Here is a 16,571-nt window from a genome sequence, read left to right on the forward strand (position 1 = left end):
ATTACTGGACAAGTTTTGGAAGTAGCAGGGGGTTGGAGATTATAGTAATGGTAGAGAGAGTGTGGGGAGTGTGGGAAGTGTGGGAGGTGTGGGGAGTGGGGGAGGTGTGGGAAGTGTGGGAAGTGTGGGAAGTGTGGGGAGTGTGGGAAGTGTGGGAAGTGTGGGGAGTGTGGGAGGTGTGGGAAGTGTGGGAGGTGTGGGAGGTGTGGGAGGTGTGGGAAGAAATTAAAAAATATATATTTTCACCATTACAATGTAGAACTACCATAGTTTGATATAATCTAAGTGATTAATTATCCTACAATTGAGAAAGTCAAAAGTTAAAAGTAATAACAAAAGGAAGGATTTAACTAAGGAAAGTAATTAAGAGTATAGTAAGTCAGATTTGTCTTGATGGAAAGTAGCAAATGTGATAACTGTATAACCGAATTTAATGTTATATCTCAATTTTCTAGATTATGCTTAAATAAACATTTGGGAATTGAGAAAAAGATAAAAGGAGTAGAAAAATGCTGACTTTAGCAGATATTTGTGAAGTATATAACAAACATCAAGATGACTACAATAATACCCAAGTAGAAGAGTTTACTATTGGAAATAAAAAGTTTAACTTTAATTCTCAAACATCTATTTTAGGAGTTATTAATCTTTCTACAGATTCTTGGTATAAACCGACTATTTGTTACACTCCAGAACAAGCAATTTGCCGTGGCAAGGTATTAACACTTCAAGGTGCCGATGTTATAGATATTGGTACTGAGGCTACTGCAAAAACTGCAGCTAGAGTAGACGAGTTAGAACAAACAAGTCAACTTTTACCTATTCTGAAAACTTTTAGTCAAGAAGGTGTGTTAACTTCAGTAGAAACCTATTATCCAGAAGTTGCCAGAGAATGCTTAAAAGCAGGTGCAAATATTATCAACTTTCTGGGAACTGAGCATAATGAAGAAATGTATCAAGCTGTAGCTGATTTTGATGCAGCAATTATTATTTGTTATATAGAAGGAAGACACCCTAGAGATGTAGGGGAATTTGACTTTAATTCAGGTAGAGATATGATAGATGTACTATACGATTACTTTGGCAAAGAGATAGAAATAGCAACTAAAATAGGAGTGAGAAAAATTTTTATCGATCCAGCAGTGGGTATAGGATACGCAAATTTTTATTACCAATACAAAAATATATCAAATAGGATGAGATATCAAATTGATACCCTTTTAAATGCTTTTCGACTAAGAAAATTAGGGTTTCCCGTCTTTAATCAAATACCTTCAGCTTTAGAAATTTTTGGAGAAGAGTTCAGGAGTTCTCAAGTTTTTTCAGCAGTTTTTGCAGCACTAGGAAAAAATGATATGGTTAGAACTCATGAAGTTGCTAAAGTTAAAGCTCTTTTGGAAACTATGAGTTGGTTATAACAGGGAATAGGGAATAGGGAACAGGGGGGAGTAATTGAGAATTTATCAATAAGAATTGATTTGATTTTTGATGCTCGGAGATGTCTAATAGATATCTCTAATACCAATTTCATAAACTTGAGCTACTTAGGTTTGGAGTAGTCAGGAGGTAGGGACGTTGCATAACAAAAATGCGTTTCATGTCGCGTAGCTAAACGTCCTTACGGAGTCAGGAGGTAAGGTGAGTAGCCTTACTTTTTGAATTTGGTATAAAAAGACTTTTTCAGCAAACCCTAGAGATTAGATAATGCTAAAAAAAGCACTTGTAACAGGTTCAGCAGTGGGAATAGGTAGAGCGATCGCTCTCGACTTAGCAAGTAAAGGATTTGATATAGCCTTTCACTATAACAAAAGTGCAGAAGCAGCTAACCAAGGAAGTCAAAAAGCGACTACTTACGGTGTCAAAGCGATCGCCCTGCAAGCAGATATTACTAAACCAGAGCAAGCTAGACATTTAGTAGAAAATGCAGCCGAAAAACTTGGAGGGTTATCAGTAGTAGTCAATAATGTAGGCAACTATCTTGGAAAACCTATCAGTCAAGTATCTATAGAAGAGTGGCATGAAGTTATTAATTCCAATCTCAACTCCAATTTCTATGTTACCAAAGCAGCACTTCCCTATCTCAAAGCAGCTAATGGAGCGCGGATAGTGAACTTTGCTTGTGCTAATGCCCAAAATGTGGTAGCACGGCGGACTAATGCGGCCTACATAATTGCCAAAACTGGTATTATTATCTATACAAAATCTTTAGCTGTTGAGCTAATTAAAGACAAAATTACTGTTAACGTAGTATCGCCAGGAATAGCTGAAAACTCTTTGGATTTAGAAAAAATGATTCTGAAAATGCCAGCAAAACGATCTGCAACTCTCGCAGAAATTAATCATGCCGTTTGGTTTTTTATTAACCCTAATTCTGACTATATTACAGGGCAAGTATTAGAAGTATCAGGTGGTTGGCTTTTATAACATATAATGTCCAGGTGAACAGTTATCCAGGAATTACGCAGGCGAACCCAGAAACCGGGTTTTTTCGTCAATATTTATTAGACATCTCCGAAAATTAAAAATAGAATCAATTCTTATTCAGAAATTATCAATTACTTCTTCCTGTTCCCTATTCCCTGTTCCCTGTTCCCTGTTCCCTGTTCCCTCTTTTCCGGAGAGATATATTGTTAAAAACAACGATTTATATCAAATCCGGTAGTATCGGTAGAATTTTTGCCCCGTAGGGGTTTGGTCTCCAAACCCTCCACAAACTAGGAGTTTTAAGCAATATTGATGGTAGAATTATATCACTCCAATTTATCGGGAACCGTAGCCAGCGGATTTGATGTTATATCAAATGTTGCCTAAGCAGATCCAATCGACTAAGAGAAAGTATTTGTTATACCTATTTCAATTCCAATGGTTCACGCTTGAGGTACTGATAATTGATAACTGATAACTGAAATAACCTAGGTAAGAGCAATTTTATGGTAAGTTAGTATAGCAGTCGAAGCAAAGGTTAGGACAGTTATAAATCCTGTTTGCGGAGCATTTCCGCAGGAAAAACCTTTTGATAGTCTACTGTTCCCTGTTCCCTGTTCCCTATTTCCTAGCGCGTAGCGCTATAAAAGTTAAGACAAAGAGGCTAATTTCCTATGAGTATAACTTCAAATGATATCACAACTGTATATGAGGAAAGTAATGCCACCCAACATTATCTATCTCCAAACCGTAAGGACAATGTAAAAGTCTGCTGGGAAGAAGCTTTTTCCCGTTTTGTTTTCAAACAAGCAATTCTCTCTATTGATACTCCAGCTCGCAAAAAGTTGCGTGTACTTGATGTAGGAGCTGGAATAGGAGATGGATACAGTTTATTAAGCGATCTGCTTGCACAAGAACCTAGTTTGGATAGGTACAACCTAGATTATCTAGGCATTGATATTAGTCCAGAGATGGTGGAAACTGCAAACAACTTATACAAAAACAATATAAATGTTCGCTTTGAGCAAGCAGACATTCGCAAAAAAATTCCTGAAAGTCTTTTTGATTTATACCTTTCCTGCGGAGTTCCCTATTCTCATCTCACCCATGAAGAATTAGAAACAGTCTTAAAGATCCTATTTGAACGTATTCTTAAACATCAATGTCGCTGTGCAGTTGTAATTGACGTTTTAGGAAAATACAGTATTGAATGGCAACCCCACTGGGGTGAGAGTCGTTGGAACTACAACATGAGTTTCTTCAAGAGTGAAGGCGAAGCGAAACCCACATTAATGAGTTTCTATTCTCACGATCATCTAGAAAAGATAATTCGGAGTGCAGCTAGTGAAGTTGGTTGTCCAATTCAAAAGCTAGCTTTCTTCGATCGCTCAATTGTAGTTGGACGCCATACTTCAACAGGAGCTTTTAATCCAGAACTTCCTGAGTATCGCAATTTAGTTAATTCTTTACTCGATCAAAATCAAAAAACTGATTTGAATAAATTGATTCTTCAAGTCGGATCGGGAGATGCTCCAGAATATATTATTGAGTTTTTCCATAAGTTTTCTGGTTTGTGGAATACCATAATTGCTGAAGCAGCAGAATTACTGCATGAACCGTTAGATGTAGATCGGCTAAAACTACCTTCCCATCTTGAAAGCTTAGATGTACTGATTAAGCAAAATTTTGCTAATCCTTCTCTAACTGATGACAGGCAAAGAATAGAGTTCGCACTGGCGGAAAAACTACAGCAACTTGAGACAACTTGCCAACAGGGTTATGGCGTTGGGCACGATCTATTCGGAGTTGTTTGGTTAGATACAACAAATTGCTAAACTCTTAAAAAGACTTAAAGTAAATCTTTGATAGATATTTTGGCATTGCGGAAATAAGGTATGAAATTTGTATTGGAGCAAGATTGATAGTAAGGAAAAAAGCTGTTTTAACTACTGACTACTGTAGGGGCGAATGGCCATTCGCCCCTACTTCATACAATCATTCAGCAACGCCAATATTTTTCATTTTCTAGTAATTTAAGAATTAAAAATAATGACATTTTTGATTACAAATGACGACGGTATTGATGCTACAGGTATCCGAACCCTGCACGCTGCCTTGTCTCAAGTCACAACCAAACCTAGTGTTATAGTTGCTCCTAAGCACCATCAATCAGGCTGTAGTCATCATATTAATATCCGTACAGGAATTGCCGTAGAGCATCGTTCGGAAGATGAGATTTCTGTAGAAAGCACCCCTGCAGATTGTGTGCGTCTAGGTGTTAATTATCTATATAAAGATATTGATTTTGTTCTATCAGGAATTAATCAAGGTTGTAATTTAGGCTCGGATATCTATCCATCGGGAACGATCGCGGCAACACGAGAGGCAACTATACATGGTATTCCAGCTATCGCCTTTTCCCATTTCCGAAGATCTGAATGGGAAATAGACTGGGAAAGGGCAAAGAGATGGACTATTCAAGTGCTGAATATGCTCTTAGAAAAACCTATAGCTCCAGGAACTTTTTGGTCGATTAATTTCCCACATCTGACAGCGGATATGGCTGAACCGAAGACTGTTTTTGCTCCCTGTTGCACTCGCCCACTGCTAACTGAATTTGTTTTGGAGGGATCATCTTATCGGTATGTAGGCGACGACATCAACCGTAAGTCTGATCCCGGTACAGATGTTGATGTTTGTTTATCAGGCAATATTGCAATCTCTAAAATTCAGTTGTGGTGATGCTAGTTTGATAGGCATGGTGGCAAAAAGCGTGGGAAGGGTGGGGAGTGTGGGAAGGGTGGGGAGTCTGGGGAGATTGGTAGATAAAGAAAGATTTGATATAATACTACATCAGTTTCAGTTTTCTTTCTTCCTTAGCGTTTTTATCCTTGGTTACCTTTTAATTTTACTTACCTAATTATTTAGGATATATATAGCAATCAGAAATGAGATGTGAGAAAAAGCTGTAGGGGTTTGGTCTCCTTTCCACAAGCGCTAAGGGATTTGGAGACCAAACCCCTATGATCAAATCTCACAACTGAAATATGATTGCTATAGTAATCAGGAATGATTTTGATAGAATTTAAGAAAATTTAAGATGAACCAAAATTCTTTTATATTCTGACTCCTGACTCCTGACTCCTGACTCCTAATTGGTTACCTTTTAATTTTACTTACCTAGTTATTTAGGATATATAGCAATCAGGAATGATTTTGATAGAATTTAAGAAGATTTAAGATGAACCAAAATTCTTTTATATTCTAACTCCTGACTCCTGACTCCTGACTCCTGACCCCTAACTCCTAATTAGCATTAAAATCTTACAACTCACATAAGATTGCTATAGCAATGGTATTAAATGACAGAAAAAGAGGAAAAATCTCAAACTATAAAAAATGAATCTAATTCAGAAACTTGGATAATAGGTAAAGAATTTAGATTTGAAGCTTCCCATCAACTACCTAATCACGATGGGAAATGTGCCAGATTGCATGGTCATTCTTGGCGCGGTGTTATTTATGTTTCTGGTAATAAATTAGTAACTTCTGGTGCAAAACAGGATATGATTATGGATTATGCAGATATAAAAAAATATCTAAAACCCCTGCTTGATGATTATTTAGACCACTATCACTTAAATGAAACTACAGGTTTAGCTAATCCTACCAGTGAAGCGATCGCTAGATGGATTTATGAACAACTAGAGGATAAGATTCCTGGACTTGTAGCAGTTAGAATTGATGAAACTTGTACAAGTCAATGTATTTATTCAAAAGGGAAAAATAATTTTTTGATACTTTAATCAAGAAAATTAGGATTATTAATACAAAAATATATTGGAGTTTAGTTCAATGAAAAAAACAATAGGAATTATTGGAGGGGGACCTGCTGGAATGTCTTGCGCACTCTGGTTAAAATATTTAGGTTTTGCTCCAATTATTATTGAAAAAAAACAACAACTCGGAGGTTTGCAACAGGTAAGTAACTTTAAAAATGTCTACTTTTTGGGATTATATGGAAAAACTGGATATGAAATTGCTGAAGAGTTTCGGCAGCATATTCAAGTAGAAGAAATTCCTGCATTATTAGGTTCTCAGGTTAGAAGTATAGTCAAGAATGGGGATGATTTTCAGATTTTTACTGAAGCAAAAGAAATTACAGCTCAAGGGTTAGTTATTGCCACAGGGCAAAGAATTAAAGGATACGAAGCTATAAAATCTATTGAGGGCAGTCACGAGCTTTTATCATCACAGGAAATATTCTTTGATCCTGGTACTACCCCTCTACTTACACCTCAAATGAATGACAAAATAGTTGCCATTGTGGGAGGAGGTGATAATGGGTTATTAACAGCAATATATTTCTCAGAAACGGCTAAACATATTCACCTATTTGTTCCTTCTCAAATGCTGGGTTTGAAAGTTAACCAAAAAATAATTTACGAGAAAATTGAAGCTGGTAAAATAACATTACATCAACCAACAATTATTCAGAGGTTTGAAGTTCGGGAAAATCAAATTTATATGACTTTTAAAGATGGAGAAAAACCAGAAGAAAAATTGGCATTTGATTCTCTATGTTTTAGAATTGGGTTTGCTCCAAATATCGAAGATATAGTTCAAATTTTTAATGAAGGAAAGTTAGGTAATATTCAACGTAGCCAAAAAGGACATATTTTTACAGATGAATTTCTACGGACATCAATTCCTCAAATTTATGCTGCAGGAGATGTGGCAAACCCTAGAGATCCCTGTGTAGCAACAGCACTAGCTCAAGGTGCCATTGCAGCTAGAAGTATACAAGAGGATTTTTGACACTCGCCCACTAAATTCATAGATTATAGTGGGTGATTCTTGTTTCAAACTCTTAGCTAGACAGTAAATCAAGCAAGCTTATTTATGTAGCTGACAACCGAAATCCGACTGCTCCCCTACATGATTTCTAACTGCCAGCAAAATATTACAACTAAAAGAGGATTGCTATAATACAGCAATTATGATACTTGCAACCTACAAAATTATATTTTTATAGGAATAGAAAAGTCAGCATATTTCACTGGGCAAAAATATCAGCTATACTAAAAAGTTAAAGTGTAGGGGATTAAAAAAATGGAAAACCAGAAACAAGCTATGTTAAATAACGATGAAGTTAAGCGACTTTTTATTAAGGGCGTTAATATTTTTTTAGCAGGTTCGGCAATTACATTAGTATTTGGATTTATCATTTGGTTTGTGCATGGAACGATTATGGTTTCTGATTTATCAGAGAAAATTGTTGCTAAAGGTTGGGGTGCTTTAATTGCACTAATGGCTGTATTTTTATCTTTTATTGTACCTTCAATTGTTACTCTTTTCGGATTTGCGGTAATGGCATTATTAATCTGGTGGTTATCTCGCGTTTTTTCCCAATATGAAGAATTTCAACCTACTGCTTTAATTGTTTATCAATTAGTGGCGCCTGTGGGAATGATAGCTGCTTTAATTTTAGCTTCACCAGTGTTAATTTCCTATGCAGTTATTCGTTTATTTAATGGTAGTGGGCAAGCATTAATTTCGGAAGTGAAGGAAGCGTCAAGTATTCTTTTGCCAATTGAATCTGATAATAAATTTATGAGTGGAACTCCAGCAGTTGAATCTCAATATTTAACAGGGGAAAAGTTGATGAGTGGAACTCCAGCGGTTGAAACTCAATATTTAGAAGGAGAAAAATAATTGACAGTCGAGAGTTTTTTTAATAGTTTCATTCCTACTAATTTCGATATTTTTTTACTGACTCCACTTAACTACTAAAGATTTAATTTCGTGTTCATTATACGCAATCAAATTAGCCTTTACCGAAAAATTTTGGTTTAAAGCCTCCCCTTTTAAGGGGATAATAAATAAAAATTTTCCTTTTAGTCAATCCTCTTCTTTTCAAGGAGAGGTAATTATTAATTATTCATTATTAATTATTAATTGTTGAACTGATTGTTATCCCATCGTAAATCTGTAACGTGATACTTGTAGTTATTTCCATGTTGCATATGGGCTATTTCTATGGCTTTAGCTCCAGTTTCTCCTCTAAATATTAACTGTAGAAAAACTACCATTATTGCTGTATACAAGATTCCTAAAATAAATGCCAGTTTGGGTGTAGAAATTGTATTGTCTAGTCTAATTTTTTCGGGAACTACAGATATATTTCTTAGTTTGCAGTAAACCCAGAATGCAAGAAACCCGGTTATTATTTCAATTAAAATTGGAATAAAGAAACTGACTGGAGAGAGGCGAATTTGAGTCAACCAAACTTCTATTGTTATGAGGTGTAAAGGAAGTACTATGAATAGCCAACCAACAAAACGAGAGAGCAAAAATGCTGCAACCCATCTAGTTTCTTGCACTGGTTTTTGGTCTCTACTAAAGAGTAATACTCCTCCAATTATGGCTAAAGTATTTAAAATAAATGAGTAAGATGAATTACTCTGAGTTTGTACTTTTAAATAGAGTATACATATAGTGTTAATAATTGCTGTTAAAATCAGTACAATACCTACCTGCTGGAAAATTACATGATTATTTTTCATTTAGATATTTCCAGAAAAGATAGAATAGGAAATAGGGAATGGGCAATAACGAATAATAATTTGTTTCATGTAATTAGGAAAAATAATCGTAAATTTCAGGAATAGTTAATCCTCTGGAAGTATTTCCTACTCTAATATAAAATTCTAAACCTTTGTTGGTTTTAATAAATGCCTTTTTTGGCGATTTTTTAACATCAACAATACAAATTTCCTTGGCTTCTAAAGTTTCAATACGTACTTTAATATAGTTAGCAAAATTAGCTCCAATGCAGTCATAAATTAAGTTAGATAATGTTTGTTTAAATTCGTCTATAGTTCTATTGGAAAATAAAGAAATATCTTTTTCTAAACCCAAAATATTACCGTTATCTTCAACTCCTATTAATAATGTTCCTCCTTGGGAATTGAGAAAAGCAACAATTGTTTTTAAAGCATTAAATTTTAACTTTTCATTTTTGCCGTCTTTTTCAATATCCCATTGTAAAGTGCTTTTAAATTCTAAAGTTTCACTTTCCCCTTCTTTAATCAATTCATCTACAGGTTTAAACTCGCCTATTTTACAAATAGTGGTTAAAAATCTCCTGATTTTTCGTTCCTCAATTTTTTGATTCAGTTCTTCTTCTGTATCTGCTGCTTCTATGACTGTTTGATTAATAACTGCGATATATTTCCCCCAATATTGCTCTTCTAAATATTCTCTATTTTCTTCAATCCATTGGTCATTTTTAACGTTACCCCAGCGATTAAAATAAGTTATTGCTTCTTTAATGGATGCGTCTAAAATTTCAAAAACATTGCCTTTCATATTCTTGGAAATATAATCCCAAGCTCCTTTTTTAAAAGCATCGCGACAGTCAGTAACGGTATCATTTGCTGTTAAGATAATTACAACAGAAGAAAGATTTAGAGATTGAACTTGCTCTAGGACAGCAAAACCACTATCATCTGCTTCCATCCGCATATCAGCAACAATAATGTCAAAAGGATTTTGCAATTTTTCTGTTGCTTCTTTGACATTAACTGCCGTTTCAAGATTTTGATAACCAAAAACTTTTTCTAACCATCTTACTAATAGTTCTAGATATTTAGGGTTATCTTCAACTAATAGTAAATGAACGTTATTTGTTTCCATAGTTAATCCTGTTATTTTTGAATTTTGACTTAATTTCGGTTAGCGATCGCCATAAGGAATATACATTTCAAATCTTACACCATTTTCTCCCGTTTCTCGAATATGACCTTCCATTTTAATTAAAGTCCTACGAATAATATACAATCCTAAACCACTACCTTGACCTTTTTTGGAAGTAGTAGTTAAGGGTTGAAATATCCATTGTTTTTTATCTTCGGCAATACCTTTACCATTGTCAGAAAATTCTATTAATAAATCTTGTTTTTCTCCAGGCATTGTGAAACCTCTAATACCTTCAGGATTAATAATATCTTGAGATTTCATTTTGATAATTAAACGTTGTTGGTATGAATTATGTTTCAGAGAATTTTCCACCATTTCATTTAAAAAACTTTTGATTTTTTCCTCATCTCCATAAAATTCTGAGTCGCCGTTAATGATTTCTAGTTGAATTTCTGCATTTTCAATTTTATTATTAGCTTGCCATTTTTCAAATATCTTTTGGACTGAAAAGTGTTTGTATTGAATAGTTATCCCTTCGTTTATTGCTTTAAGATCGTTCAAAGCAGCTTGAGTTAATTCTAATTGAGTTAAAAGTTCTTGAAATTGGGGATAATTTTTAGATTCACTGTTAATTGTACGCATCGCCCAACGAGTTTCTAACTCAATAACTGCTAATTCATTATTTACAAAGTCGGAAATGTCATGGGCGGTTTTAGAAATAACAGATAGGATTTCTTGATATTTATCTTCAGGGATTTTTTCTATTTCATCTTGTTGCTTTTCTCTGCGTTCGGAAATTTGCTCCACTAAGGTTTCCAATTTTTCAATAATTTGACTGACAGTGGAATCTTCATCTTTGTAACTTCTTAAAATGTAGTAAGCAATGCTTTTTAAAATAGCAATTTCGTTGCCAATTTGATGATACATTGCTCCGTTAAGCATTTGCGTATCTTTTAACTTAGTTTGGGAGTCAATTCTGTTGTAATATTCTTCTGAGTCTAAGTTAAAATTCAGCATTTTTAAAGCATCAGCATAACGAGGGGAATCTTGAGCAATTTCGTCTAGCATTTCTACAGCAGTTTGATTATAGGGATTGTTAGCTAAAATACTTCTAGCACCGTAGAGCAAACTTCTTTCTTGATCATCAGAATTGTCAATTGCTTCTTGAAAATATTGATTACCTTTGTCTGGTTGTTTAATGGAGTAATATACTCTTCCTAATGTTAGTCGAATTACATTGGCATGGTATTGCAATAAATCAGTTAAGTTGATTTTTTCTAGTTGTTCAATTGCTTGTTTATATTGACCTAATTCTTCTAGTGCTGCTGCATATTTGTATCGTAAATAGTTATCATCTTTTATCTCTAATAATTTCTCAAAAACCTGACAATACTCCTCAAATTTACCTAGTTTCATTAAAGCATTTTTGCCAACTTTGATTAAAGCATTAGCATAACTACGAATAGTTATAAAATTATCAGGTTCCAGTAGTAGAGCTTTTTCAAATAAAGGCAACGTTTCTTCTGCTTTTTCTAGTTTCATTAAAGCATTAGAATAACTACGAATAGTTATAGCATCATCAGGTTCGAGTTGTAGAGCTTTTTCAAACCAAGGTAGGGAATCTTCTATTCTTTCTAATTTGATTAAAGCATTAGTGTAGTTAGTAATAGTTAAAACATTCTCAGGTTCATGTTGTAGAGCTTTTTCAAATAAAGGTAATGCTCCCTCTACTCTTTCTAGCTTCATTAAGGCACTAGCATAACAAGCAATAGTTTCAGCACTATTGGGTTTAATCTGTAGAGATTTTTCAAAATAGGGTAAAGACTCTTCAACTTTGCCGACTTTTATTAAGGCACTACTGTAGCTATTAATAGCTACTACGTCATTAGCTTCTAGTTTAAGAGCTTTTTCAAACCAAGGTAGGGACTCTTCTAATCTTTCTAATTTGATTAAAGCAGTAGCATAATTAGTAATAGTTATAACATTATCAGGTTCGAGTAGTAGAGCTTTATCAAATAAAGGCAAGGTTTCTTCTACTCTTTCTAATTTGATTAAAGCATTAACATAACCATAAATAGTTAAAACATTATCAGGTTCGAGTAGTAGAGCTTTATCAAATAAAGGCAAGGTTTCTTCTACTCTTTCTAATTTCATTAAAGCATTAGCATAGTTATTAATAGTTAAAACATTATCAGGTTTTAGTTGTAGAGCTTTTTCAAATAAAGGAAATGATTCTTCCACTCTTTCTAATTTGATTAAAGCACTAGCATAGTTAGTAAGAGTTTTAGCACTATTAAGTTCTAATTGTAGAGCTTTTTCAAATAAAGGTAACGTTTCTTCTACTCTTTCTAATTTGATTAAAGCACTAGCATAGTTAGTAAGAGTTTTAGCACTATTAGGTTCAATTTGTAGAGCTTTTTCAAATAAATGTAAAGACTCATCTACTCTTTCTAACTTGATTAAAGCGTTAGCATAACTACAAATATTTATAACATTATTAGGTTCTAATTGCATTACTTGTTCAAATAAAGGAAATGATTCTTCTACTCTTTCTAACTTGATTAAAGCACTAGCATAGCTAGTAATAGTTTTAGCATTATCAGGTTCTATTTGTAGAGCTTTTTCAAATAGAGGTAAGGATTTTTCTATCTTGCCTGAATTTCTTAAAGCATTGCCATATTTATTGATAGCTTTAACATTATTCGGTTCTAATTGTGTTGCCTTTTCAAACCAAGGTAAAGAATCTTCAATTTTATCCAACTTCACTAAAGCATTACAATAACAAATAATCGCTCCAACATTATCAGATTCAAACCCTAAAATATATTCAGCGAAAGGTAATGCTTCCTCCGCTCTATTTAATTTTGTCAAACCATTAGCATAACCACAAATGCTATTAATCAAATCAGATTTAAACCATACAATTTTTTCCAAAATACACAAAGAAACATCTACTTCCCCCACTGCCAGAAAACCAATACCGCAACCAACAAAACTCATCACAATATCAAACTCAAACTCCAGAATTTTTTCCCATAAATCCAATGCTTCTGCAAACTTATCCTCCTCCATCAAAGCATCAGCATCCCTCCTCATTAACTCCAAACTATCCAGAATATTTCCTTCAGTAATTAAATTGTTAATTGTATCCATAGACATAATCAAATATTAGGTTAAAATCCTCTTCTAAACGTTAAAAAATAATCTTGCTGAGTGCTGAGTGCCGATCGCTTTTTCAAGACAACTCCCTTCCCTTAATCTCTGACAAAACATTCTCATCCGGCACCATCCCATCAATATAATAACCCGCCGCTTTCTTCGCTGCAATTTCCACCTGCGCATCTTTCGGCACCAAATCATCAGGAATAGGCGCTCGTTCCCCACTGCACAGGAATTGTTTTTTTCCCTGAAGTATTTGGATGAGATGTCAATACCATAAGTTTATGTTTTGCCATTTTTTCTTAACTTTGCAATAATAATTATATTATTTATTTTGATGAAAATAAGTATAGCATAATTCAACAAAAAATAACATTAAATCTGCTTGCTTCGTAGGGGCAATTCGCCAATTGCCCCTACATTAAGAAACCGGGTTTATGAGAGGTAGATATTAGTATAGTGGTGCATTTAATACAAACCCGGTTTCTATAATTTTTGATAATGATACTAAGGAATTTTAGATAACTTAAAGCAGATTTAACATTTCTAAAATAATGTGAATTTCTATTACATAATTATCGCCAGTATGCCATAGTGTTCTATAATTAGATGAGCATTTATATAGTAAGATAATTATGACTACTTAGATTAGTATTAAAATGAATATTAGTCGTAAGTATTCAGCCATCAACTATCAGCTACTGATAACTGATAATTGAAAAAGCGATCGGCTACTGATAACTGAAAAAACTGATAACTGCAAAAGATGAATTCTATTAATCGCCGTCAATTTATCCAGTATAGTTCTCTAGCTATTAGCACCAGTATATTAACAAGTTGTACTAATGCTAATAACTCTAATTCAACTGTTAAAAATGGCAAAAATCTTGACAAAGTTACTTATGGAACTAATTGGTATGCTCAAGCCGAACATGGAGGTTTTTATCAAGCGATCGCTACAGGAATTTATGAAGATTATGGTTTAGATGTTACTATTAGAATGGGAAATGCTCAAGTAAATGGAACTCAACTATTAGTAGGAGGTGCAATAGACTTTTATATGGGATTTGGTATCGAGGCAATTAGTTCTGTTGAAGCAGGAATTCCTACTATTACAGTTGCAGCTATTTTCCAAAAAGATCCCCAAGTATTAATTGCTCATCCAGGGGTAGGAAATGACTCTTTAGAACAACTAAAAGGCAAGCCAATTTACATCTCATCTTTATCTGAAAAAGGCTATTGGCAATTTCTGAAAAGTAAGTTTGATTATACAGATAATCAGAAACGTCCTTATAATTTTAGTGTGGCTCCATTTTTAGTAGATGAAAATGTAATTCAGCAAGGTTATTTGACATCTGAACCTTTCATAATTAAGCAAAAAGGAGGCTTTAAACCTGTAGTTATGTTATTAGCAGATGCTGGTTATCAACCTTATTCTACTACTATAGAAACAACAAAAGAAATGGTAGAAAAAAATCCCGATTTAGTCCAGAGATTTGTCGATGCTTCTATCAAAGGTTGGTATAGTTATTTAGAAAATCCTGAACCAGGAAATCAATTAATTAAAAAAGATAATCCTGAAATGAAAGATGATTTATTAGCTTATAGTTTAGAAAAAATGAAAGAATATGGCATTATTATTTCTGGGGATGCTGTTACAAAAGGTATTGGTTCTATGACAGACGATCGCTGGAAATCATTCTTTGATAGTGTAGTGGAGGCAGGAGTAATTAAGTCAGATACTAACTATCAAGAAGCTTTTACTTTACAGTTTGTTAATAAAGGAGAAAAAATAATGGATAATTGATAATGGATAATTGATAATTAAAACTATCTCTAAGTCGGTAGGTGAAAAAATTTACCGAATAATTATTAATTATAGGACTAAAGCCATGCGAACCCAGAAACCCGGTTTCTCGTAGATGTTTATTGTCAAAAACAATGATTTACCGTAGAAACCGGGTTTCTTTGCGTAAGTCCTGAATTAAATAATTCAGATTAAAAGCCTCTCCTTTTTAGGCAGAGGTAATTATTAATTGTTAATTGTTAATTGTTATAGCGTTTATCAAATTGGTGAGATATAGTTTTAGATCCCCCCTGCCCCGCTTAAAAAGGGGGGAGGCAACAAAAAGTCCCCCTTTTTAAGGGGGATTTAGGGGGATCGTAAATGCTATAATTGTTAATTACTGAAAACTACGTCTGAAGCGACTAGAACAGAATTGAAAATTGTCTATTACTTTTGGTTACTGATAACTGATAACTGATAACTGAAAAGAGGTAAATTATGTCTATTAATCTCAGTAAAGGTGAAAGAGTAAATCTTTCCAAAGAATCTCCTAATTTAACCAAAGCTGGTATTGGGTTAGGATGGGATGTAAATACTACAGATACAGGTTCTGCATTTGACTTAGATGCTTCTGTATTTATGTTAGGAACTAATGGCAAAATTCCTACAGAAAAATACTTTGTTTTTTACAATAACCTGACATCACCAGATGGTTCTGTTAAACATTCAGGAGATAGTAGAACTGGTGAAGGTTCCGGAGATGATGAACTAATACAAATAGATTTAACAAAAGTAGATGAAGCTATTCAAGAAATACTATTTGTAGTGACTATCCATGAAGCAGATGCTAGAAGACAAAACTTTGGACAAGTCAAAAATTCTTTTATCAGAATCTACGATATTAGCACTGGAGAAGAAGTAACTAAATATGAATTAGAAGAAGATTTTTCTAGGGAAACAGCTCTGGAATTTGGCAGACTTTATCGTAAAGATAATGACTGGAGATTTCAAGCTGTAGGACAAGGTTATAATTCTGGCTTACAAGGATTTGTTGATAAGTATGCTTCAATAAATAATTAATAATTACCTCTCCCTTTTAGAGCTGATTTGTAAACTTCGCTAAAAGTCTTATATTACCTAGCTTTTAGCAATTAGGGGTTACTTGACAATAACTCCTAAAACCTAAGTATAGCAAATGATTCAGTGCTTTAATATTTACTTGATAAACTTGATAAATTAGCTCTAAGAGAGAGGATTGATGCTTAAGGGACAAATTTTATTTTTCCCCTTTATTGGGGAGGTTTTAAAGGTGAATTATTTAATTATTAGATATCTCCAATAATAAAAAAAATTAAATCAATTATCCCACAGAAATAATCAATTCTTTCTCCCTGCTCCCTCCTCACTCTTTTCTGGAGATGTCTATTAATTATTAATTATGTTGCTATAGTTAATTTCAAGTAGTTTTTAAGTTTGGATAGTCACATGAGCCTAATTTCTT

14 protein-coding genes are annotated in these 16,571 nt (G+C 33.8%); 11 read left to right on the forward strand and 3 right to left on the reverse strand.

Translation table 11 applies throughout. The annotated features are described in order from the left end of the window. Positions 1-68 precede the first annotated feature (68 nt). The 9 genes from F6K40_RS31415 to F6K40_RS31455 all read left to right on the forward strand — a co-directional run bounded on the left by F6K40_RS31415 (position 69) and on the right by F6K40_RS31455 (position 8,139). The gene (locus F6K40_RS31415; RefSeq protein WP_293141691.1) at positions 69-275 is read left to right on the forward strand and encodes a hypothetical protein; all 207 of its coding nucleotides are present in this window, start codon (positions 69-71) and stop codon (positions 273-275) included. A gap of 234 nt (positions 276-509) precedes the next feature. Beyond that, positions 510-1,418, forward strand: a complete 909-nt coding sequence (locus F6K40_RS31420) for a dihydropteroate synthase (RefSeq protein ID WP_293141693.1) — start codon at positions 510-512, stop codon at positions 1,416-1,418. Positions 1,419-1,704: 286 nt separating this feature from the next. Next, a complete protein-coding gene (gene tmpR, locus F6K40_RS31425; RefSeq protein ID WP_293141695.1) occupies positions 1,705-2,424 on the forward strand; it encodes a bifunctional dihydropteridine reductase/dihydrofolate reductase TmpR in 720 nt (239 codons plus the stop codon). A gap of 674 nt (positions 2,425-3,098) precedes the next feature. Beyond that, on the forward strand, positions 3,099-4,259 hold the full coding sequence (locus F6K40_RS31430) for a class I SAM-dependent methyltransferase (RefSeq protein ID WP_293141697.1): 1,161 nt from the start codon (positions 3,099-3,101) through the stop codon (positions 4,257-4,259). A gap of 214 nt (positions 4,260-4,473) precedes the next feature. Then, on the forward strand, positions 4,474-5,166 hold the full coding sequence (gene surE / locus F6K40_RS31435; RefSeq protein ID WP_293141699.1) for a 5'/3'-nucleotidase SurE: 693 nt from the start codon (positions 4,474-4,476) through the stop codon (positions 5,164-5,166). Further along, the gene (locus F6K40_RS31440) at positions 5,138-5,344 is read left to right on the forward strand and encodes a hypothetical protein (protein ID WP_293141701.1); all 207 of its coding nucleotides are present in this window, start codon (positions 5,138-5,140) and stop codon (positions 5,342-5,344) included. Before surE ends, F6K40_RS31440 begins: the two co-directional genes overlap by 29 nt. Positions 5,345-5,786: 442 nt before the next feature. Beyond that, on the forward strand, positions 5,787-6,230 hold the full coding sequence (gene queD, locus F6K40_RS31445) for a 6-carboxytetrahydropterin synthase QueD (protein ID WP_293141703.1): 444 nt from the start codon (positions 5,787-5,789) through the stop codon (positions 6,228-6,230). A 49-nt stretch (positions 6,231-6,279) separates the two neighbouring features. Next, entirely contained in the window at positions 6,280-7,242 is a 963-nt protein-coding gene (locus F6K40_RS31450) for an NAD(P)/FAD-dependent oxidoreductase (RefSeq protein ID WP_293141704.1), read from the forward strand. A gap of 294 nt (positions 7,243-7,536) precedes the next feature. Then, positions 7,537-8,139, forward strand: a complete 603-nt coding sequence (locus F6K40_RS31455; RefSeq protein ID WP_293141706.1) for a hypothetical protein — start codon at positions 7,537-7,539, stop codon at positions 8,137-8,139. Positions 8,140-8,378: 239 nt separating this feature from the next. Here F6K40_RS31455 and F6K40_RS31460 read toward each other — a convergent pair whose 3' ends face one another. The 3 genes from F6K40_RS31460 to F6K40_RS31470 all read right to left on the reverse strand — a co-directional run bounded on the left by F6K40_RS31460 (position 8,379) and on the right by F6K40_RS31470 (position 13,278). Next, the gene (locus F6K40_RS31460; protein ID WP_293141708.1) at positions 8,379-8,990 is read right to left on the reverse strand and encodes a hypothetical protein; all 612 of its coding nucleotides are present in this window, start codon (positions 8,988-8,990) and stop codon (positions 8,379-8,381) included. Positions 8,991-9,063: 73 nt separating this feature from the next. Continuing rightward, the gene (locus F6K40_RS31465; RefSeq protein WP_293141710.1) at positions 9,064-10,122 is read right to left on the reverse strand and encodes an RNA-binding domain-containing protein; all 1,059 of its coding nucleotides are present in this window, start codon (positions 10,120-10,122) and stop codon (positions 9,064-9,066) included. Positions 10,123-10,161: 39 nt separating this feature from the next. After that, entirely contained in the window at positions 10,162-13,278 is a 3,117-nt protein-coding gene (locus F6K40_RS31470; RefSeq protein ID WP_293141712.1) for a tetratricopeptide repeat protein, read from the reverse strand. Between the two features lie 772 nt (positions 13,279-14,050). Between F6K40_RS31470 and F6K40_RS31475 the strand changes: the two genes are divergently transcribed. Next, positions 14,051-15,091 (forward strand): ABC transporter substrate-binding protein, encoded by a 1,041-nt coding sequence (locus tag F6K40_RS31475; RefSeq protein ID WP_293141714.1) that lies wholly within the window; start codon positions 14,051-14,053, stop codon positions 15,089-15,091. Between the two features lie 477 nt (positions 15,092-15,568). Then, positions 15,569-16,150, forward strand: a complete 582-nt coding sequence (locus tag F6K40_RS31480; protein WP_293141716.1) for a TerD family protein — start codon at positions 15,569-15,571, stop codon at positions 16,148-16,150. The last annotated feature ends 421 nt before the right edge of the window (positions 16,151-16,571 follow it).

This window comes from Okeania sp. SIO3I5 (genome assembly GCF_010672085.1).
Lineage (GTDB): Bacteria > Cyanobacteriota > Cyanobacteriia > Cyanobacteriales > Microcoleaceae > Trichodesmium.

Bases quoted from the DNA above. Each gene is read 5' to 3' on its own strand.
- F6K40_RS31480 (WP_293141716.1), top strand. From the start codon at position 15,569: ATGTCTATTAATCTCAGTAAAGGTGAAAGAGTAAATCTTTCCAAAGAA.
- F6K40_RS31460 (WP_293141708.1), bottom strand. From the start codon at position 8,990: ATGAAAAATAATCATGTAATTTTCCAGCAGGTAGGTATTGTACTGATT.
- F6K40_RS31420 (WP_293141693.1), top strand. From the start codon at position 510: ATGCTGACTTTAGCAGATATTTGTGAAGTATATAACAAACATCAAGAT.
- F6K40_RS31475 (WP_293141714.1), top strand. From the start codon at position 14,051: ATGAATTCTATTAATCGCCGTCAATTTATCCAGTATAGTTCTCTAGCT.
- surE (WP_293141699.1), top strand. From the start codon at position 4,474: ATGACATTTTTGATTACAAATGACGACGGTATTGATGCTACAGGTATC.
- F6K40_RS31470 (WP_293141712.1), bottom strand. From the start codon at position 13,278: ATGGATACAATTAACAATTTAATTACTGAAGGAAATATTCTGGATAGT.
- F6K40_RS31430 (WP_293141697.1), top strand. From the start codon at position 3,099: ATGAGTATAACTTCAAATGATATCACAACTGTATATGAGGAAAGTAAT.
- tmpR (WP_293141695.1), top strand. From the start codon at position 1,705: ATGCTAAAAAAAGCACTTGTAACAGGTTCAGCAGTGGGAATAGGTAGA.
- queD (WP_293141703.1), top strand. From the start codon at position 5,787: ATGACAGAAAAAGAGGAAAAATCTCAAACTATAAAAAATGAATCTAAT.
- F6K40_RS31465 (WP_293141710.1), bottom strand. From the start codon at position 10,122: ATGGAAACAAATAACGTTCATTTACTATTAGTTGAAGATAACCCTAAA.
- F6K40_RS31455 (WP_293141706.1), top strand. From the start codon at position 7,537: ATGGAAAACCAGAAACAAGCTATGTTAAATAACGATGAAGTTAAGCGA.
- F6K40_RS31450 (WP_293141704.1), top strand. From the start codon at position 6,280: ATGAAAAAAACAATAGGAATTATTGGAGGGGGACCTGCTGGAATGTCT.